The sequence below is a fragment of the Streptomyces soli genome (genome assembly GCF_003999195.1).
GTDB lineage: Bacteria > Actinomycetota > Actinomycetes > Streptomycetales > Streptomycetaceae > Actinacidiphila > Actinacidiphila soli.
The window spans coordinates 18,527-39,223 of record NZ_RJVR01000247.1; the positions used below are offsets into that span (position 1 = coordinate 18,527).

Genomic DNA, 20,697 nt, shown 5'->3' on the forward strand with positions numbered 1-20,697 from the left:
GACGCCGATCCTATGGCCATGGTTTCAACCCCCGGGCGCCTGGCACTATGGCATGCGCACGCACATCCTGAGACGGGGGCGATTCAATGAGCACCGAGCGCGAAGTCACCGACGACGACCTCATGGAGGACGCCAAGGACCCGGCCCAGGCCGCCCGCCTCCACAAGGCCCTGCGCACCCTCCGCGACAACCCCGACGTGCCGCCCCAGCTCAAGCAGATGGCCCGCGAAGTCCTCACCGGCCGGCTCACCATGACCGACGTCGCCAAGGGCGGACCGTATCTCGACGCCCTCGGCGACGGCATGACCAAGATCCGCCGCGCTGCCGAGAACCTCACCCCCGAGGAGGAGGCGCGCAACCGCGAGGCCGCCGAGCGCTACCGCCGCGAGCAGGAGGAAGCCGAGGCCCGCGAGCAGGCCGAGCGCGACGCACCCGCGCAGCCGCCCACGACCCCGCGCCCGCGCGGACGCCGCGGCCGCATCTAGAACAGAACCCAGCACAGAATCCAGAACAGAGCTGTGACACAAGGGCCTTGAAGAATCACGGGTTGCCCTCAGTAAGCTTTTGCGATGACTGACTGCCGTGCCGGAACGTGATCGCCGTATGGACGGGGGAAGTTAATGGGACAGGACGGCCTCAAAGCCGCAACTGACGTCCTCGACACCGAGGGCAACAGCTTCAAGAAGATGAGCGAGTCCTTCGGCAATGCCGTGGACCGCCTCAGGAACGGGCTGACCACCCTGGAGCAGGGCGACACACCTCCGTGGGGCGACGACGACATCGGCGAGAAGTTCGGTGTCGTCTACGAAGGCGTACGCGACGGCATGTACCAGTCGATGGACTTCCTCACGACCCGGCTGGACGACATCGGCAAGGCGCTGCAGGACATGGGCAAGAACCATGACTCCAACGAGACGTTCAACAACGCGCTCATCCAGCAGGAGCAGTCGCACGCCGACGCGCAGGGCCAGTTGCTCAAACAGCTGGTTCCGCCGACGAGTATCTGAATACCGGCCGCCGCCCGCAATCCGCAACTGAATCTCAACGGGGGAATACCGCGTGTCCATCATGCTGCCGGACTGGCTCGAATGGGTCCTCAACGAGGTCCTCGGGATGGACTGGCCGACGGCGGACGAGGACAAGCTCTTCGAAGCCGCCAACCTGTGGCGGCAGTTCGCGACCGACGTACAGGGGATCCAGTACACGGGCGTGACCGCGGCCGGCAACGTGATCTCCGAGAACTACGGCGACTCGATCGACGGCTTCAAGGGCACCTGGGACAAGTTCTCCGGCAACGGCTCCGGCTACCTGGACGACGCCCAGACCGTGGCCCTGGTCGTCGCCGGCGTACTCGACGCGGCCGGCGCCATCGTGATCGCGGCCAAGGCGGCGGTGATCGTCCAACTGGCAATCCTTGCAGCGGAGATCATCGCCGCCCAAGCAGCCGCGCCCTTCACCTTCGGTCTGTCCGAGCTGGGGGCGGCCGGGGCCACACAGGCGACGAAGATGATCGTGCGCCGACTCCTCAAGGAGCTCAAGGACGCCCTCATCGAGGCGATCGTCGAGGCGATGAAAGAGCCCGCGATCTCCGCCCTCGAAGCGATCATCACCGACCTGATCTCCCAGTCCCTGAACGTCAACTTCGGCGCCCAGAAGGGCATCAATGTCGGCCAGACCCTCAAGGCCGGCTCCGACGCCGCCGTCGACCAGCTCAAGAACACCCCGCAGACCATCGCCGAGGGCGTCCGCGACAACCTGGGCGGCAAGGCCGGCCACAGCGCCCACCACGCGATAGACAGCCGGAACGGGCACGGGGACAGCAGCTCCTCCGACGGAGACGGATCGTCGTCCACGTCGTCATCGACATCGACGGACAGTACGAACTCCTCCGACGGCAATTCCTCGTCCGACAGCTCAAGCAGTACGAGCTCTACGACCACGACGCACAGCGACGGCAACTCAGGCCCGACGACGACCTCCCCGACCAGCCCGCTCGCCAATGGCAACGGCAACGGCAACACCACGACGAGCTCCGACAGCACGCCACCGACTCTGCCGTCGACCTCGACGCCTGGCGCGACACCGCCCACGACACCGGACTCGACAGCCGTCCCGGCGCCCGCCGCCTCCCCGGTAACGCACTCGGCCGACAACTACACGCCGTCCCCGTTCGACCCGCAGGCCTCGACGGACACGCCTTCCGCAACGGACTCGACCCCCACGAGCAACCCGGACTCGACTCCGACCGCGACCCCCAGCGATTCACCGACGCCGGCCCACGACTCAACTCCGGCCCACGACTCAACTCCGGCCCACGACACGACACCGTCCGCCGATTCGTCGCCGCACGCCACCTCCTCGGACTCGGCACCACACTCGCCCAACCCGACCTCGTACACGCCGACGCACGCCACGGATACGACTGCCCACAACGTCCGTACGCAGTCCGACAGCATTGCCTCACCCGACCTGAGCCAGCACTACACCCCGACCCACCAGTCGGGGGACACGGGCCCGACCCCCCACCAGTCGCAGTCGTCCAACTCAGGCATGCCCTCCAGCCCCAACCTGGACAGCGCCGGCTCCGGCACCTCCAGCCGACCCAGCACCACCGGCGGCACCAGCGCGCCCACGACATCCGGCGGCAGCAACACCCAGATCAGCAGCCCGAACACGGCCGCCGCCGGCACGCCGTCCTCGACGCCCTCCTCGTCCTCGACGCCCTCGCGGACCACCACTCCGAGCAGCACTCCGGTCACCAGCCCGAGCCCCACGACCGGTGGCACGCCGTCGAGTACGAGCCCGAGCACCAACACGGGCACACCGTCGAGCACGAGCACGCCGTCCAACAACCCCCCGAACACCACCCCGGGCCAAAACACGCCCGGGAACACCACCCCCACCCCCACCACCCCGCCCCGCCAGGCGCCGCCCGCGCAGCAGCCCCCGACGGGCCAGTCGCCCGACCGCCCGGCCGGCGACACGCCCAACTCCCGCCCGCAACAGCCGCCGCAGGGCCAGGGCCAGCAGACCCCGCAGACGCAGCAGCCCAGTACGACCACACCGCCGCCCCCGGTCCACGTCCACGCCACCGTCCCGGCGCAGACCCCCGCCCACGCCCAGCAGCACCAGCCCAACAACGGCCAGCAGCCACCGGCCCGCCCCACCTCCGACTCCCGCCCCTACGACCAGCCCGGCGGCGTCGAAGGCCCCCGCCCCGACGACCAGAACGCCCTGGAAAGCCACATCCCCCGGGACGACAACGGCGACCCGGTCCGCCACCCCGACCCCAACGACGGGTCCTGGACCGAGCACATCAACGGCACCGACCCCACCGAGCCCGGCCGCAACAACAACTGCGTCGACACCGCCCTCTCCACCGTTGACACCTATTCCGGCAACCCCACCGCCGCCGCCTCCCGCACCCCGGACATCGACTCGGACGGCAACCCCTCCGACCGCGGCGAAACCGGCGGCCGCGACCGCATCGAGAACACCCTCGGCGCCAAGTTCTCCGACCTCGGCAACGGCCACGACGCCTTCACCCGCCTGGAATCCACCCTCCGCGACTCCGGACACGGCTCCCAGGCCGTCATCATCACCTCTGACTCCAACGGCCGCGCCCACGCCTGGAACGCCGTCAACCACAACGGCGACATCACCTACGTCGACGCCCAGACCGGTCAGCGCTCCAACACTCCCCTCCACAACGGCGACAACGGCGTCTTCGCCGTGCCCCTCGACCCCAACCGCCGCCCCGTCACCCCCGCCGACCCCACCCCCGGCACCAACCGCCCCGCCGACTCCCGCCCCGCGACCACCGACCGTCGTCCCGACGCCACTCCGGCCGGCGTCAAACGGGATCAGCCGGACACGACGGACGACAGGGAGGAAGGCCCCAGTACAAAGAGACAGCACGGCGAGGGCGAGACCTCCGAGGAAAAAAGGCGCAAAGACCGCAACGCATCCCTGCCCGCTCCCGAGACCGTCACCCAGACGCAGTCGACGCTCCCACCGGACGCGTCCCAGGCGGCCGTCCGGAACCACGTGGCCGGCGGCAACCCGGTCCACCGGATCGAGCTGAACCCTGTCCAGGCCCAGATGCGTCGATGGGCCGCCGACGACCGTGCCCCGCTCGCCCAGCTGATGGAACGCGCCGCCGAGCGCAGGGCTGCGTACGACGACGCCACCGAGAGCACCCGCAAGACCAGGAAGGAACTCACTGCTGCCAAGAAGGAGGTCACAGCGGCCAGGAAGGCCGTCAAGGACGCCCAGAAGGGCAGCGCGCAGGACAGGACGAACGCAGCTCAGCGGCTCGCCAACGCCGAGACTGCTCGTGACGCGGCGGACGCGACGCATCAGGCGGCCCGGCAGGCTCTGCGGGACAGCGGCGAAACCGTTCCGCCGACCGCATTCACCGAACGCGAACTCAGGGAAGTACTCGGCGACGACTTCGCCCGTATGAACGACGGTCAGAGGTACGCCGTTGTCGCGACCATGGCCCGGATGAGCCAGGCTTTCCACGCGGACAACAGCGTCGGCCGGAGCCCTGAGCCGGCCCTCGATGGAAACTCCGCGTACGAGGGCGCCTCCAACATGCGAAGCGGGGATCCCAACCCGGCACGCGACTACGACGACATCTCGGTAGCGGCGGAACGGCGGGCGGACGCCCAGAACAAGTTCCCGGCCGAATACCGGCGCGAGGGCAGCGCGGCCGACACGGCGCTGAAGGACCTCCAGAACGAGACGCAGAACGCCGCGGGACAGAGCAACAAGCCGAGCATCACCGACCTGCTGGAGAACGCGGAGCAGAACACTCCCGACTTCTCCGACAAAAACTACGCGGTCGTTGAGCTGGTCGACGCGGACGGGAACAGCACGTACGTCGTCGACTCGTCCATTCCGAGCCAGGACGACGGTGTGTCCCCACGCCACTCGGAGACACACCTCCTCGACTGGGTGGACCGGCTCAACAGCAGCAAGGCATCCGCCGGGCAGCCCGGATACGAGATCGCCGGGCTCTACACCGAGCGGGAGCCGTGCGGCCTCCGCAAGGGAAACTCCGGACACGCGGACTGTTCCCAGGCCATTCGCGACTCCCAAGCCATGCGTCGCAAACCCGTCTATTACAGCACCACCTACCGTGTCGATTCGGGCCGCAAGGCCGTGCAGCAGGCCTTGCGTGCCCAGATGACGGCCCAGGGGCTCCCGGCGAGCGAGATCAAGACCGCCGTCAAGAACGCACGGACCGACAACGAGCACGAGATGACCGAGCAGATGCACGATCATCTGAGGGTCGTGGGTGAGGTCTGGGCCCGGGCTAGGATCCAGATGGTCAGGCGCGAGCACGGGCTGGATGATCAGATGGACGTGGACGCACAGTGACCGAAGGGACCGTGTCGCACATCAGCGACTGGTGGCATTCCCGGCGCCCAGCAGGCACTGCCGCGTATCTCATCGATCCCAGCGGATCCGCCGGGGCAACGGTCCTGCGCGAACTGCACAGCAGCATGAGCGACAGCGTCCTCGTTGACGCCTCCGGCCTCACCGCGGAGCAGGTGCACGAAGCCGCGCTGCACGCCCTTGGTGTCGACCTGTCCCCGGGCCGCCGGGACGAGTGGCGCGGCCGTCTGTACGACATGGCTGACGACCGTCTGCTCATCGTCATGAACACGCATCGCGCAGGGTTGACCCGGCGTTCCTCCGAACCCGAGCACCTCATCTTGGGGACGGTCGAAGCGCTCGCCACCGGCAGAGTCGCGGTGCTCGCCCATGTCATCCCGCGAGACCTGCCGGATCCGGACGACGAAGACGACGAGTACGACGATGACGAGCAGCACGAGAGCCGGGTCGTCTTCCAGCTTCCGGAACACGACCGCACCAGCCGCACATCCGACCTCCCGGATTCCACGGCGCTGCGCGCGCTCGCGCTCGCGGAGCCGCGCGTCGTACCGACACTCGCGTGGGCCGAGCTGACAGCAGCTCTGAGCGGTGAACCGGCCTCCGTTGCCGAGCTCGATCGACTGGCCGCGGCCACGGCGGAACTTCTCCCGGGACCGGAAGGGGTGGCCTTCGCGGACGAAAGCCTCGCCGAAGCTCTGCGGCAGGACACGGACCCCGCAGATCTGAGGCGCGTCAACCGGCACATGACCGACTGGCTCTCGCGTCACGCTCCGGACTTCCGCCGTCCCACGGGATGGAGCCAGTCGGGCCCCGTGGGGCTGTACGCGGCGAGGGGGCTCCCCATGCACGCCGCTCAGGCGGGGACATTCGAGGAACTGCTCCGGCAGGGCGGCCACCTCGCGAACATCCCGCAGAAGGCGCTGCTCGACGCCGCCTACTGCGCGTTCGAGGGCAACATCCCCGGCAACTCGGCTGCCGCCGACGCCTTTTACCTCTGGCTCTACGGCGTCGTACCGCAGGAGCAGCCGGAATGGGCCTCCTGGCTGCAGTTGATGTCCACCACGAGGGGCGACGATGATTTCGCCTCGGCCATTGCCGAGTCCGGCGTACATCTGCCGTGGAAGGCGGCCTGGACGCGCTGGCGGCCCCCGGGCGGCTACCATCTGCGCTTCCTCAGCCCGGGGCCGGTCGACGGACTGGCCGAAGTGCGCTGGCAAGGCCGGCCGGCCGTCGCCGGGCTCTACAGCTCCACCTCACGGGCCGCTGTCTGGGATGTGGCCACAGGGGAACTCCTCGCCGGTCCCTGGAACGGAAACGAGATCCCCGCCGAACATCGCGCCGGCCTCGCCTGGCCCGCGCCTCCCGGTACCGGTCCCGCCGCCCCTGAGACCTTCCGGGACCTGTGGCACGCCGTCCCCGACGCCCGAAGTGCTCACTTCACCCTCCTGCACAGCCCGCCGCTGCTCCTGGCCGACCGCGTCATCCTCGGCGGATCCGGTGGCCTCCTCGCCATCGACCCGGCGCCCGGCGCACCGTTCGAGGGCTTCACCTCCCCCAACGTTCCGCCACTGTCCGACCTGTACGCCGCCCCTGGCGAGATCACCCCGGTCGGTGCCCCCCCGCCCAGCCCCTCGGACCTCGCCGAGTTGTACGGAGCCGATGAAATCCGCGAGTTCGACGAGGACGAGATCCCCGAAGGGCTGACCGACGAGGCCACCCGCCGTACGCTCATCAACTTCGGTCTCCCGGACATGCGGGAAGGAGGAATGGGCATCTACCCCTGGGGAGACGACCAGCTTGAGGACGTCCTGACCGAGCTCCCCTGGCCGCCGGACATCGAGCGGCCCCAGGAGACCGGTCCCTTCTTCCAGATCGGCCGATGGATGGGTGGCGCACTCGTCATCGACGGCGCCTCCGGACACGTACTCCGCATTCCCGCGGAACCGGGTGAGGACGAGCTTGCGGCACTTCCAGCCGCATTCAGTCTGGCAAACTTCCTCGCGATGGTGGCCCTCTGGATCACGGGCCTGCGCACCAAAGCGATCATCGAGGATCACAACGAAAGGTCGCTTCTTCCCCAGCACGTTCTTATCGCCCTGCTGCGCATCGATAAGAACGGAGTACTGGCCCGGGCCTGGGCCTACGCTCTCCACAACGGGTGAGAGCGGGCACCACTCAGCGGCACCGCAGAAGGGCAGTGCCGAGAAGGCGCCGCATACGTGGAACAGGCCACCGCATCGGCGGAGGCGCTCACTGATTTTCCGCAGCTCCGTGCCCTCGCGGCCGCAGAACTGCGGCACGTTCCTCTGCCTGTCTGGGAACCGCTGGCCGGGGAGGACCTGCCGGATCCCGCAGACCTGCCTCCGTAACTCGTCGAGGTGCGCGAAGGCGATGGTGCCGCTCCCCAAGTGTCGTTCGTACCGACGGCTCGAAGTACGCGGCCCGACTCGCCGGACCCATCGCAGGCTGAAGGGCACAGCCGCATCGCCGCCGCCCTGCTGGCCCGGGCTGCCTGGTGCGAGGCGGGGCCACTGGAGCGTTACGCGGCCCGGACCCTTCCCGTGCATGCGGCGTTGGCGGGCACGCTGCCGCAACTGCTGGCCGATCCCGAGACAGTCGCCCATGTGGGCCGTGAGGCGCTGTTGCAGGGACTGGCGCTGGCGTGGCCCGATGGCGTGCCGCTGGGCGGTGTGGCTGCCGACGCCCACTACCTGGAGGAAGAAGGCGTCGAACCGGACTCGCAGGGCGAGTGGCTCGCCTGGCTGCACTGGGCAGCGGTCAATCGTGGCCAAAGGGACTGGGCCCACCGCCTTCTGGAGTCGGGCGTATCCGTGCCCTGGCATACCACCTGGTCCCGGCGACGCCCGTACGGCGCCTTCGGTCCATACCCAGGGCAGACCGGCGCGCTCATCGCCGTGGGGGTCGTCCGCGAGCCGTTCCGCACAGGCTGCGAGCGTCGCCGCGCGATCGCAGTAGGGGTGGTCGCTGACGATGGAGCGGAGGTCGGCGGCCAGCTGGACGTCGTCGGGGTCCGGCTGGAGCGCGGTGTCGGATGCGGGATTGATCATGATCATGAGTACGTCCGGGGGTTCCGGCGGTTCCCTTGTGACCCGCTGCTGCGCGCGGAGGGAACGGCGGGGAGGATAGGCGGGCAGGGACGACGCCTACAGGGGATGCGCTGATGCTGATTCAGAAGGGCATGAATGTGCCGGTGCCCGCGCCGGTGGTGCGGGTGGAGCTGGGCTGGGGGACGGGCCCTGGGGTGCCGGATGCGGATGCGTCGGCGCTGTTGCTGGTGGGCGGGAAGGTGCGGTCGGACGCGGACTTCGTGTTCTACAACCAGCCGGTGGATGCCTCAGGGGCCGTACGGCACGAGGGCAAGACGCAGGCGGCCGACGGGGTCACGGACGTGCTGACCGTCGATCTCGGTCGCGTGGACCGCGCCGTGGAGACGGTGGTGCTGGCGGCGTCGGCGGACGGCGGGAGCTTCGGGCAGGTGCCGGGGCTGCATGTACGGGTCGTGGACACGGCCAGCGGCGCGGAGATCGCCCGGTTCGAGAGCGCGGACGCGACGGTGGAGACGGCGTTCGTGCTGGGGGAGCTGTACCGCCGGCAGGGGGCGTGGAAGTTCCGGGCCGTGGGCCAGGGGTACGAGAGCGGGCTGGCCGGCCTCGCGACGGACTTCGGCATCTCCGTAAACGACGAGCCCCCGGCTTCCCCGGCCGCCGTCGCACCGCCGATGCCGATGGCTCCGCCGCCCGTACCGCCCATGCCCGCCGCTCCGCCCGCGGCGCCGCCCCCGCCCGTCAGCCTCAGCAAGATCACGCTGACCAAGCAGGCCCCGGCCGTCTCCCTCACCAAGCAGGGCGGCACCTCGGGCGCCATGCGGGTCAACCTCAACTGGCAGCTCGCCCAAGCGCCTTCCGCAGGCGGCGGAAGCGCAGGCGGCTGGATGCGCAAGCTCGCCAAGGCGGGCTCGGCGGGGGTGGCGCCCCCGCCGACCGACCTCGACCTGTGCGCCCTGTGGGAGCTGAACAACGGCAGCAAGGGCATCGTCCAGGCCGTGGGCGGCAACTTCGGCAACCTGCACCAGGTGCCGTACATCCACCTCGACGGCGACGACCGCACCGGCGCGCTCGCGACCGGCGAGAACCTCACCATCAACCTCGACCACGCCGCCGAGTTCCGCCGGATCCTGATCTTCGTCATCATCTACCAGGGCGCCGGCAGCTTCGCCGGCCTGCACGCCACCGTCACCCTCCAGCCCCAGTACGGCGCGCCCATCGACTTCTCGCTCGACGAGCACAACGCGCCCTCGCGGGTCTGCGCCCTGGCGCTGATCACCAACCAGAACGGCGAGCTGGTCGTCCAGCGCGAGTCCCGCTACCTGCCGCCGCAGGCGGGCGTCAGCATGCAGCAGGCCGCGGACTTCGCGTACGGCTGGGGCCTGCAGTGGCACCCGGCACGGAAGTAGGCAGGTCCGCTCAGCGCGACTTCCGCACCTCTTCGCGGATCTTCTTGGACGTGGCCGCGAAGCCGGTCTGCATCATGTCCAGCGGCTGGAAGCCCTTCCCCTCCGGTCACTGCACTCCCCGTGTGGTCGATCACCGTTTCGCCTCGTGCCGATGACGCCGATCGACACGACCTCGTCCGATCCGACGTGCGCGTCGCCCTGCCGGTGTTCGAGCTCGCGGCGGCCGGGCTGGATAACGAGGCGGACCGCATCGAACGTACGAGTACGGAACCGGCCGGCACCGAAGCGGACGACACGACGGCCGTCGACCACACCCAGCTCATCACGCAGATCGCGTTCGCCGCGAACGCGCTGAGCCAGATAGGCGCGCAGCTCGGCGTCAGCTTCGGCGGCGCCGCCGGGAAGCGGCAGTGCGCCGCCCGCACCTCCGCCCCGACCGGGCCACTGCCCGCCGCCGAGGGCTCGCAGCTCCCGAACGGCGTCATCGGCATCCCCGTCGCGCAGGCCCCGAAGAAGGACAAGCCGAGCGGCGGCCTCGGCGTCGCCGCAGGCGTACGCACCCCGGCCTCCGAGTACGGCGCCTTCGGCTGAGGCGTTCAGGCGCTCAGGCGTTCAGACCGCAAACGACAGCGGCGGTGCCCCCGAACCGGGGAGCACCGCCGCCGTCGTACGAGCGCGCGGACGAACCGTCAGTTCGTCGGCAGCCAGCCGGTCTGCACCAGCTGCGCACCCTTCTTCCGGGTCACGAACTGCCCACGACCCTGCGGCAGTCGGGCCGCCTTCGTGCTGCCGACCAGCGGCCCTTCCTGCGGATCGCCGGACATGATGAGCGCCTGCGCACCGAGCTCCTTCATACGCTGCATGAAGGGCTCGAACGAGGCCCGCGACGCGCCCTGGGAGCTGCGCGCCAGGATGACGCGCAGACCGAGGTCGCGGGCGAAGGGCAGGTACTCCAGCAGCGACTGGAGCGGGTTGCCGCTGCTGGTGGCGACCAGGTCGTAGTCGTCGACGATGACGAAGGCGTCCGGGAGGTCGTACCAGGAGCGGTTGCGCAGCTGGTCCGGCGTGACGTCCGGGCCCGGCATACGGCGGCCCATGGACCCGGCGAGGCCGGTGATGACCTCCTGCAGCGAGGGAGCGGCCGCGCAGTACTTGTACAGGTGACTGTCGGGGATCTCGCCGAGCAGCGCGCGCCGGTAGTCGGAGACGACGAACAGCGCCTTGTCGCTCGGGTACCGCTCCGCGATCTGCTTGGACAGCAGCCGCAGCACCGACGACTTACCGGACTCACTCTCGCCGTAGATGATGAACAGCGGGTCGGTCTCGAAGTCGATGAACGCGGGCTGCAGCGTGGTCTCGTCGACGCCGAAGGCGACACCGCGCTCCGGGTAGTCGTTGCCCTTGGGCAGCTCGCCGACGAGCAGCCGGGTCGGCAGCATCCGGACCGGCGGGGCCGGGGGGCCCTGCCAGTGCTCGGCGACGGTCGAGACGAGGTGCGCCATGCCGTCGCCGAGGGAGTCGGCGTCGCTGACGCCGTCCAGGCGCGGCAGGCCGCCGAGGAAGTTGAGCTTGTCGGGGGACAGGCCGCGACCGGGCACGCCGGCCGGGACGGCCTCGGCCTTCTTGCGGTCGAACTCGGACTCCATGGAGTCGCCGAGGCGCAGCTCGACGCGGTTGAGGAGCTGGTCGCGCAGGGCGGGCCGGACCTCGGTGTAGCGGGAGGCGCCGAGCACCAGGTGGATGCCGAAGCCGAGACCGCGCGCGGCGATGTCGAGGATCACCGGGTCGAGCATCTCGTAGTCGGTCTTGAAGGTGCCCCAGCCGTCGATGACGAGGAAGACATCGCCCCAGGCCTGGTCGGGGTAGGCCCCAGCCGCCCGGCGCTGGCGGTAGGTGTTGATGGAGTCGATGTTGTTCGCCCGGAAGAACTCCTCGCGGGCGTTCAGGATCCCGGTGACCTCGGCGACCGTACGGCGGATCTTCTCCGCGTCCAGCCGGGACGCGACCCCGCCGACGTGCGGCAGGCCCTCGAAGGCCAGCATGCCGCCACCGCCGAAGTCGAGGCAGTAGAACTGCACTTCGACCGGGGTGTGGGTGAGGGCGAAGCCCGCGATCATCGTACGCAGCAGCGTCGACTTGCCGGACTGCGGACCGCCGACCACCAGACCGTGACCGGCCGAGCCGGAGAAGTCCAGGTACATGACGTCGCGGCGCTGCTCGAAGGGCTTGTCGACGATCGCGACCGGCACCACCAGCTTGCCCAGCAGCGGGTACTCGGGCGCGTGCGCGCCGCGCTCCGGGGTGGCGGCCAGCGCCGGGAGCAACTGGTTGACGGTCGGCGACTCGTCCAGCGGCGGCAGCCACACCTGGTGGGCCGGCGGGCCCTGGCCCTGCATGCGCTGCACGATGACGTCGAGCACGGTGTCCGCGAGCGCGTCGTCGGTCTGCGGTGCCTCCGGCTCGTAGTCCGCCGGCTCCTCGATCATCCGCATCTCGACCGGCGCCGCCGTGAAGGGCACCGGCAGCCGGTCGAGCCGTCCGCCGCCACTGCGCCCGCCGCCACCGCCGGGACGGTAGGCGCCGGAGACGTACGCGGCCTTGAACTGCACCATCGTCTCGGTGTCGTACTTGAGGATGCCGGAACCCGGGACGTTCGGCAGGTGGTACGCGTCCGGGACGCCGATCGCCGTACGCGACTCGGCGGCGGAGAAGGTGCGCAGACCCAGCCGGTAGGACAGGAAGGTGTCCAGGCCGCGCAGCTTGCCCTCCTCCAGGCGCTGCGAGGCGAGCAGCATGTGCACACCCATGGACCGGCCGATGCGGCCGATCTGGATGAACATGTCGATGAAGTCGGGCCGTGCGGTGAGCAGTTCGCTGAACTCGTCGAGGACCATCACCAGCGAGGGCAGCGGCTCCAGCGCCGCACCCGCCGCACGCGCCTTCTCATAGTCGGTGATGTTGGCGTAGTTGCCCGCCGTACGCAGCAGCTCCTGGCGGCGTTGCAACTCACCGGTGATCGAGTCGCGCATACGGTCGACCATGGTGAGGTCGTCCGCGAGGTTGGTGATGACGGCGGCGACGTGCGGCATCTCCGACATGCCGGCGAAGGTCGCGCCGCCCTTGAAGTCCGCGAGGATGAAGTTGAGCGTCTCCGAGGAGTGCGTCACCGCCAGCGCGAGCACCAGCGTACGAAGCACCTCGGACTTACCGGAACCGGTGGCGCCGACACACAGGCCGTGCGGGCCCATGCCGGCCTGCGAGGCCTCCTTGATGTCGAGCATGACTGGCTGGCCGTCCTTGTCGACACCGATCGGCACCCGAAGCCGCTCGGGCAGCGACCGGGGCCGCCAGGTGCGGGAGACGTCCACCGCGCCGGCGTCACCGATGCCCATCAGGTCGGTGAAGTCCAGGTTGCCCAGCAGCGGGTCGTCGCCGTCGGCCGAGCCCATCCGCAGCGGCGCGAGCTGACGGGCCAGCGCCTCGGCCTCCGCGACCGACAGCACGTCGGGCACGCCGGTGTAGACCGCGCCGCTCGCCGACTCCAGGCGCAGCCGGCCCGGGTAGACCTCGACCGCGAGGCTGCTGCGCATCTCGTCCAGGTCGCCGGGGACGACCTCCAGGATCGTGACGCCCTGCAGTCCCTCCGCGCCGGCGATGACCGAGTCCTCCGGCACACCGCCACCGTCGAGCACGATCACCAGGTGCGGTACGTCCAGCACCGGCGGGGCCTGCGTGTTGAAGCGGCCGCGCCCGTCCAGGATGTCCGCCAGCAGCTCCTCGACCTCCATGAGGTCGCCGACGATCAGCCGTCGCGTACCGGCGCCGTCATGCGTCGTGTCCTGCGCGTGCGGCAGCCACTTGGCCCACTCCCACTCCGGCAGCGCGCCCGGGGCCGCGACGACGGCGACCATCAGGTCCTCGGGGGAGTGCAGGCTGACCAGTTGGGCGATCATGGCGCGCGAAGCGCCGTACACCGTCTCCGGGTCACCGGAGACCGTCAGATGGTAGAAGGCGCGCAGCGACACTGCGAGCGGCAGGTTCTCGATGGAACCGTGCGAAGTGAGGAACTGCTTCATCGCGTGCGCGGTCAGCGGCTCCAGCTCTTCGAGCGGCGCGGTTTCCGGGGCCGCGAGAGGCGTTGCCAATTGCTGCGGGCCGAGCCCGAGACGAACCTGCGCGAAATCTCCATCGGTCGCCCGTCGTTCCCACACGCGCCGGCCTTCGGCCACGATCGACCACAGCTGATCGGGGCTGGGATGCAGGAAGAATTGCGCGTCGCGCTGCTTCCGCGCGGTACGCCGCACCTGACGCCGGGTCTGCGACAAATACTTGAGATAATCGGTGCGTTCCTGGGCCATCTGCCCGGAGGGCCCCTGCCGCGCCTTGATGATCTGGGCGATCGCCATCGCCAGTGTCGAAGCGACCATCAGGCCGCCCATGATCTTCATGAACGGCTGTCCGCCGATGAAGAAGAACGCCGCTGAACTGCCCATACCCAGCATGGGCAGTAGGTTCATCAGCAGGCCCTGGTCCTCCTGGCGCGGCAACTCCGGCGGCGGTTCGAGGCGTACCTCCTCACCGCTGACATCGGGCGGCAGAGCCCGAGGCGGGCGCTTGACGATGACAACGCTCACCGAGGCACCAGTCCTTCACGCAGATCGCAGAGAATAGGACCGCCCCCGTTTATTGACGGTCCCCCCGGCCAATTCACTTGCCGTTGGCGCTGGCGACGATCCTACTGACAGGCGTCAACCCGAGGGCCGGGTGGGGCAAGTGAGAAACCAGCGGTACGCTAACGCACCGCCGCCACACGGCCGTACGGGCCCGAGGGGGCGGCCAGGGCCACTGACAGGCCCCAACCAACCCACCACACCGGACGACGGGGGAAACGCCAGGTGAGCATGACCGCAGCGACCGGCTTCTGCAGGGTCACAGTCGCCGCGCCGGAAGCACGTATCGACGTCGCCCTGCCCGAGGACGTCGCGCTCGTCGACCTCTACCCGGAGATCCTGCGGCTCTCCGGCCAGTCCCAGCCCGAAGGCGCCCCGACCGGCTACCACTTGGTACGCCGCGACGGCACCGTGCTCGACGCCGGGCGCTCGCTCGCCGAGCAGCGCATCCTCGACGGCGACCTGCTTCTGCTGCGCCCGTTCGCCGAATCACTGCCCTCGGCGGTGTACGACGACGTGTCCGACGCCATCGCCTCGGCGGTCAGTCGCGACCGTCGTCGCTGGAGCGACGACCTCATGCAGGGCACCGGCCTGACCGCCGGGGTGCTGCTGCTGGCCATGATGGCGTTCGCGCTGTGGTTCGCGGACCCGGTCAAGCGCGACATGCACAGCCTCCAGGGCATCATCGCGGGCGCCACCGGTGTCCTGTTGGTCGCGCTGGCAGGCGTACGCGCCCGGGTCTACGAGGACCGTGCGTCCTCGATCGCCCTGGGCCTGGCCGCCCTGCCGCACCTGCTGCTGGCCGGCTCCGGCATCTTCCCGGTCGACCGGGGCGAGGGCCCGGGCCGCCTGCACTTCCTGGTCGGCTGCGTGGTCGTGCTGATCGCCTCCGTACTGCTGATCGGACTGCTGCCGCAGGGCGACGCGCCCTTCGTGGCCGCCGCCTTCCTCGCCGTGATCGGCACCCTCGCCACCTTCGCGGCCGTCCTCACCGACGCCGCCGTCAGCGAGGTCGCCGCGGTCACCGCGGTCGGCGCGATCGCGGTCGTCGCCTGGCTGCCCGCCCTGTCCGCGCGGTTCGCCCGGCTCCCCATCGGCTTCCGCTCGCCCGACCAGATCGCCAGCGGCCGCGACTGGGGCGGCGAGCGCGGCCGCGGGATCCCTGACGAGGAGTCCGTCGACTTCGCCCGCATCGGCGCCCAGGCCCGCCGCGGCCACGAGCTGTTGCTCGGCCTCGTCGCCGGCTGCGCCACCGTCGTCGTCGGCTCCGCCGGTGTCGTCCTCGGCTTCTCCGACAACCACTGGGCGCAGGGCCTCGCCCTCGCCGCCGGTGTCGCCACCATGCTGCGGGCCCGGCTCTTCCACTACACCTCGCAGGTCGTCTGCCTGCTGGTCGCCGGAATCCTCACCGTCATGGGCCTCATCCTCGGCCTCGCCCTCAACCCGCCGACCGCCGCCCTGATCGCCTTCCTCCAGGGCGACGGCGCCCAGCTCGACATCCGCATCGTCTGGTTCGCCGGCAGCATCGCCATCGGCGCCGCCCTCCTCGTAGCCGTCGGCCTCATCGTCCCCCGCAAGGGCGTCTCCCCCTTCTGGGGCCGTATGCTCGACGTCTTCGACGCCACCGTGCTGCTCTCCCTCATCCCGCTGGCCCTGGCCGTCCTGGACGTCTACTCCATGGCCCGCAGCATGACGAGCTAGCCGCCCCCGGGCCGGGGGAGCGGGACCGTGCTGAAGGCCTGCGGCCCAGGGCCCGGGCCGCGGGAACGGACCGCACTACACGCGGTAAAGCACGCCGGTCACAGGTGGTAACCTGTGACCGGTCGCGTGTGCTCGCACACACGCTGATCAATCCGCCTCACGAGTCATCGAAGATTCCCTGTGACCTAGACCAGGGGCGCTCGGAGGCAACTGGACACAAGAGGAGTCCGCAATGCCGCTCGACATCGCGACGAAGAAGCAGATCATCGCCGAGTTCGGTACCAAGGAGGGCGACACCGGCTCCCCCGAGGTCCAGGTCGCCATGCTTTCCCGTCGTATCTCGGACCTGACCGAGCACCTCAAGACCCACAAGCACGACCACCACTCCCGCCGTGGTCTGCTGATCCTGGTCGGCCAGCGTCGCCGCCTCCTGCAGTACCTGGCCAAGAAGGACATCCAGCGCTTCCGTGCCCTCGTCGACCGCCTCGGCATCCGCCGCGGCGCGGCGGGCGCCCGCTAAGACGCCACGACGGGAGCGGTTCCCCTCCGGGAGCCGCTCCCTTCGCGTACGTACGGACACCGGACCGCGCACGACGCGTGACATGGGCGGAAGCTTTGTAGTCTGGTGCCGTAACCGAATAACGCACACGCACGATGCACAACGCATGAGGAGGAGCGTCCTCCATCTATCGCCACAAGCGCCGGTCCTCGGTAGTGGCCCCCGGGCAGTAACAAACAGCACCACGACACCCCGGTGGCTTCGATCGAAGACCGGCCCGGCGGGGACGCGCCTCCGACCGACGGTTCCAGGGAAGACGCCCTGGGACACGAACGAGGAGAAACCCCATAGTGGAGAACGAGACCCACTACGCCGAAGCCGTGATCGACAACGGCGCCTTCGGCACCCGTACCATCCGTTTCGAGACGGGCCGCCTGGCCCGTCAGGCCGCCGGCTCCGCCGTGGCCTACCTGGACGACGACACCATGGTGCTGTCGGCCACCACCGCTTCCAAGAACCCCAAGGACAACCTCGACTTCTTCCCCCTCACGGTGGACGTCGAGGAGCGCATGTACGCGGCCGGCCGGATCCCCGGTTCCTTCTTCCGCCGCGAGGGCCGCCCGTCCGAGGACGCGATCCTCACCTGTCGGCTGATCGACCGCCCGCTGCGCCCGTCCTTCAAGAAGGGCCTGCGCAACGAGATCCAGGTCGTCGCCACGATCATGGCGCTCAACCCGGACCACCTGTATGACGTGGTCGCGATCAACGCCGCGTCCGCCTCGACCCAGCTCGCGGGTCTGCCGTTCTCCGGCCCGATCGGCGGCGTCCGCGTCGCGCTGATCAACGGCCAGTGGGTGGCCTTCCCGACCCACTCCGAGCTGGAGAACGCGGTCTTCGACATGGTCGTCGCCGGCCGTGTCCTGGACGACGGCGATGTCGCGATCATGATGGTCGAGGCCGAGGCCACCACCCAGACGATCAAGCTCGTCGAGGGTGGCGCCGAGGCGCCGACCGAGGAGGTCGTGGCCGCCGGCCTCGAGGCCTCCAAGCCGTTCATCAAGGTTCTTTGCCGCGCTCAGGCGGACCTCGCCGCCAAGGCCGCCAAGCCGACCGGCGAGTTCCCGGTCTTCCTGGACTACCAGGAGGACGTGTTCGAGGCCCTGCAGGCCGCGGTCACCGACGAGCTCGCCCAGGCGCTGACGATCCCCGGCAAGCAGGCCCGTGAGGCCGAGCTGGACCGCGTCAAGGCTCTGGCCGCCGAGAAGCTCCTCCCGCAGTTCGAGGGCCGCGAGAAGGAGATCTCCGCCGCGTACCGTTCGCTGACCAAGAAGCTGGTCCGCGAGCGCGTCATCAAGGACAAGGTCCGCATCGACGGCCGTGGCGTCACGGACATCCGTACGCTTGCCGCCGAGGTCGAGGCCATCCCGCGCGTGCACGGCTCCGCGCTGTTCGAGCGTGGCGAGACCCAGATCCTGGGCGTCACCACCCTCAACATGCTCCGCATGGAGCAGCAGCTCGACACGCTGTCGCCCCAGACGCGCAAGCGCTACATGCACAACTACAACTTCCCGCCGTACTCCGTCGGTGAGACCGGCCGCGTGGGCTCGCCCAAGCGCCGCGAGATCGGCCACGGCGCGCTCGCCGAGCGCGCCCTGCTGCCGGTGCTGCCGACCCGCGAGGAGTTCCCCTACGCCATCCGCCAGGTCTCCGAGGCGCTGGGCTCCAACGGCTCGACGTCCATGGGCTCGGTCTGCGCCTCCACCATGTCGCTGCTGAACGCCGGTGTGCCGCTCAAGGCCCCCGTCGCCGGTATCGCCATGGGCCTGATCTCGCAGGAGATCGAGGGCCAGACGCACTACGTGGCGCTGACCGACATCCTCGGTGCCGAGGACGCGTTCGGCGACATGGACTTCAAGGTCGCCGGTACGAAGAACTTCGTCACCGCCCTGCAGCTGGACACCAAGCTCGACGGCATCCCCGCGTCGGTCCTGGCCGCGGCCCTCAAGCAGGCCCGCGACGCCCGTCTGCACATCCTCGACGTGATGATGGAGGCCATCGACTCCCCGGACGAGATGTCCCCGAACGCGCCGCGGATCATCACCATCAAGATCCCGGTGGACAAGATCGGTGAGGTCATCGGCCCCAAGGGCAAGATGATCAACCAGATCCAGGAGGACACCGGCGCCGACATCACCATCGAGGACGACGGCACCATCTACATCGGTGCCGCCGACGGCCCGGCCGCCGAGGCCGCGCGCGCCACGATCAACGGGATCGCCAACCCGACGATGCCCGAGGTCGGCGAGCGCTACCTGGGCACCGTCGTGAAGACGACGACGTTCGGTGCCTTCGTCTCCCTGCTCCCGGGCAAGGACGGTCTGCTGCACATTTCGCAGATCCGCAAGCTGGCCGGTGGCAAGCGCGTCGAGAACGTCGAGGACGTCCTCGGTGTGGGCTCCAAGGTCCAGGTCGAGATCGCCGAGATCGACTCGCGGGGCAAGCTCTCGCTGATCCCGGTCGTCGAGGGTGAAGAGGACGAGAAGGACGAGCAGACCTCGTGACCTCACGCTCAACCCGTGTGACGGCCCGCCCCTCCACCAAGGGGCGGGCCGTCCGCACGCAGACCCTGCTTCCCGGCACCGTCGACGGCATCGGCACCGTACGGCGCAGCGTGCTGCCCGGCGGCCTGCGCATCGTCACCGAGACGCTGCCCACCGTGCGCTCCGCGACCTTCGGCATCTGGGCCGGCGTCGGCTCCCGCGACGAGACCCCGTCGCTCAACGGCGCCACCCACTACCTGGAACACCTGCTCTTCAAGGGCACCAAGCGGCGCAGCGCCCTGGAGATCTCCTCGGTGATCGACGCAGTCGGCGGCGAGATGAACGCCTTCACCGCCAAGGAGTACACCTGCTACTACGCACGTGTCCTCGACCGTGACCTGCCGCTCGCCATCGACGTCGTGTGCGACATGCTCACCGGCTCGCTGATCCGCCAGGAGGACATCGACGCCGAGCGCGGTGTCGTCCTCGAGGAGATCGCGATGACCGAGGACGACCCCGGCGACCAGGTCCACGACCTCTTCGCCACCGCCCTGCTCGGCGACTCCCCGCTGGGCCGCCCCGTCCTCGGCACCGTCGACACCATCAACGCCCTCAGCCGTGACCAGGTCGCCCGCTTCTACAAGAAGCACTACGACCCGACGCACCTGGTCGTCGCCGCCGCCGGCAACATCGACCACGACACGGTCGTACGCGAGGTCCGCAGCGCCTTCGAGAGCGCAGGCGCCCTGCGCGACCCCGACGCCCAGCCCATGCCGCCGCGCTCCGGCGCCCGTACGATCCGTAGCAACGGCCACATCGAGCTGCTGGACCGCCGCACCGAGCAGGCCCACGTCGTCCTCGGCATGCCGGGCCTGTCACGGCACGACGACCGCCGCTGGGCGCTCGGCGTGCTCAACACGGCTCTGGGCGGCGGCATGAGCTCGCGGCTCTTCCAGGAGGTCCGGGAGAAGCGCGGGCTGGCGTACAGCGTGTACTCGTACACCTCGTCCTTCGCCGACAGCGGGCTCTTCGGCGTCTACGCCGGCTGCCAGCCCAAGCGCGTCCACGAGGTGCTCAAGATCTGCCGCGACGAGCTCAACCAGGTCGCCGAGCACGGCCTCGGCGACGAGGAACTCGAGCGCGCCATCGGCCAGTTCTCCGGCTCCACGGTGCTGAGCCTGGAGGACACCGGTGCGCTCATGAACCGTATCGGCAAGAGTGAGCTGTGCTGGGGGCAGCAGATGTCGGTCGACACCACCCTGGAGCGGATCGCCGCCGTCACCCCGGAGGAAGTGCGCGCAGTCGCCCGCGATGTACTGGGACAGCGGCCCTCGCTGGCCGTCATCGGCCCGCTCAAGGACAAGCAGGCCGCACGTCTGAACGAAGCAGTCGCCTGAATTGAGGACCGAA

Annotated in this window: 12 protein-coding genes; 11 read left to right on the forward strand and 1 reads right to left on the reverse strand. The window is 69.6% G+C overall.

Annotated features, from left to right (window positions below; all coding sequences use genetic code 11):
- The first annotated feature begins 86 nt into the window (after nt 1-86).
- From EFK10_RS25020 to EFK10_RS25050, 7 genes are all read left to right on the forward strand, one after another.
- Nucleotides 87-485, forward strand: a complete 399-nt coding sequence (locus tag EFK10_RS25020) for a hypothetical protein (RefSeq protein WP_127357915.1) — start codon at nt 87-89, stop codon at nt 483-485.
- Nucleotides 486-620: 135 nt separating this feature from the next.
- Nucleotides 621-1,007: a hypothetical protein gene (locus EFK10_RS25025; protein ID WP_127357916.1), complete on the forward strand. Its 387-nt coding sequence runs from the start codon at nt 621-623 to the stop codon at nt 1,005-1,007.
- Nucleotides 1,008-1,068: 61 nt separating this feature from the next.
- On the forward strand, nt 1,069-5,385 hold the full coding sequence (locus tag EFK10_RS25030; RefSeq protein WP_240677451.1) for a toxin glutamine deamidase domain-containing protein: 4,317 nt from the start codon (nt 1,069-1,071) through the stop codon (nt 5,383-5,385).
- Complete coding sequence (locus EFK10_RS25035) at nt 5,382-7,565, forward strand: SUKH-4 family immunity protein (RefSeq protein ID WP_127357918.1); 2,184 nt, start codon at nt 5,382-5,384, stop codon at nt 7,563-7,565. Before EFK10_RS25030 ends, EFK10_RS25035 begins: the two co-directional genes overlap by 4 nt.
- A gap of 246 nt (nt 7,566-7,811) precedes the next feature.
- A complete protein-coding gene (locus tag EFK10_RS25040) occupies nt 7,812-8,585 on the forward strand; it encodes a hypothetical protein (protein ID WP_127357919.1) in 774 nt (257 codons plus the stop codon).
- Entirely contained in the window at nt 8,585-9,877 is a 1,293-nt protein-coding gene (locus EFK10_RS25045; RefSeq protein WP_127357920.1) for a TerD family protein, read from the forward strand. The genes EFK10_RS25040 and EFK10_RS25045 overlap by 1 nt, the downstream gene beginning before the upstream one ends.
- 186 nt (nt 9,878-10,063) lie before the next feature.
- Complete coding sequence (locus tag EFK10_RS25050; RefSeq protein WP_127357921.1) at nt 10,064-10,468, forward strand: hypothetical protein; 405 nt, start codon at nt 10,064-10,066, stop codon at nt 10,466-10,468.
- A 98-nt stretch (nt 10,469-10,566) separates the two neighbouring features.
- Here the strand turns inward: EFK10_RS25050 and eccCa are convergent, their stop codons facing one another.
- Nucleotides 10,567-14,511, reverse strand: a complete 3,945-nt coding sequence (gene eccCa / locus EFK10_RS25055) for a type VII secretion protein EccCa (RefSeq protein WP_127357922.1) — start codon at nt 14,509-14,511, stop codon at nt 10,567-10,569.
- 267 nt (nt 14,512-14,778) lie between these two features.
- On the opposite strand from eccCa, the gene eccD reads away from it, so the two are divergent.
- The 4 genes from eccD (at nt 14,779) to EFK10_RS25075 (ending at nt 20,684) form a co-directional block, all read left to right on the forward strand.
- Nucleotides 14,779-16,248 (forward strand): type VII secretion integral membrane protein EccD, encoded by a 1,470-nt coding sequence (eccD, locus tag EFK10_RS25060; RefSeq protein ID WP_127357923.1) that lies wholly within the window; start codon nt 14,779-14,781, stop codon nt 16,246-16,248.
- Between the two features lie 232 nt (nt 16,249-16,480).
- Complete coding sequence (gene rpsO, locus EFK10_RS25065) at nt 16,481-16,768, forward strand: 30S ribosomal protein S15 (RefSeq protein ID WP_127357924.1); 288 nt, start codon at nt 16,481-16,483, stop codon at nt 16,766-16,768.
- 329 nt (nt 16,769-17,097) lie between these two features.
- A complete protein-coding gene (locus EFK10_RS25070) occupies nt 17,098-19,308 on the forward strand; it encodes a polyribonucleotide nucleotidyltransferase (RefSeq protein ID WP_127357925.1) in 2,211 nt (736 codons plus the stop codon).
- On the forward strand, nt 19,305-20,684 hold the full coding sequence (locus EFK10_RS25075; protein WP_127357926.1) for a M16 family metallopeptidase: 1,380 nt from the start codon (nt 19,305-19,307) through the stop codon (nt 20,682-20,684). Before EFK10_RS25070 ends, EFK10_RS25075 begins: the two co-directional genes overlap by 4 nt.
- Nucleotides 20,685-20,697: the final 13 nt, after the last annotated feature.

Coding starts and splice junctions, on each gene's coding strand:
- EFK10_RS25030 (WP_240677451.1), top strand. CDS start 1,069: ATGCTGCCGGACTGGCTCGAATGGGTCCTCAACGAGGTCCTCGGGATG.
- EFK10_RS25045 (WP_127357920.1), top strand. CDS start 8,585: ATGCTGATTCAGAAGGGCATGAATGTGCCGGTGCCCGCGCCGGTGGTG.
- eccD (WP_127357923.1), top strand. CDS start 14,779: ATGACCGCAGCGACCGGCTTCTGCAGGGTCACAGTCGCCGCGCCGGAA.
- EFK10_RS25025 (WP_127357916.1), top strand. CDS start 621: ATGGGACAGGACGGCCTCAAAGCCGCAACTGACGTCCTCGACACCGAG.
- EFK10_RS25020 (WP_127357915.1), top strand. CDS start 87: ATGAGCACCGAGCGCGAAGTCACCGACGACGACCTCATGGAGGACGCC.
- rpsO (WP_127357924.1), top strand. CDS start 16,481: ATGCCGCTCGACATCGCGACGAAGAAGCAGATCATCGCCGAGTTCGGT.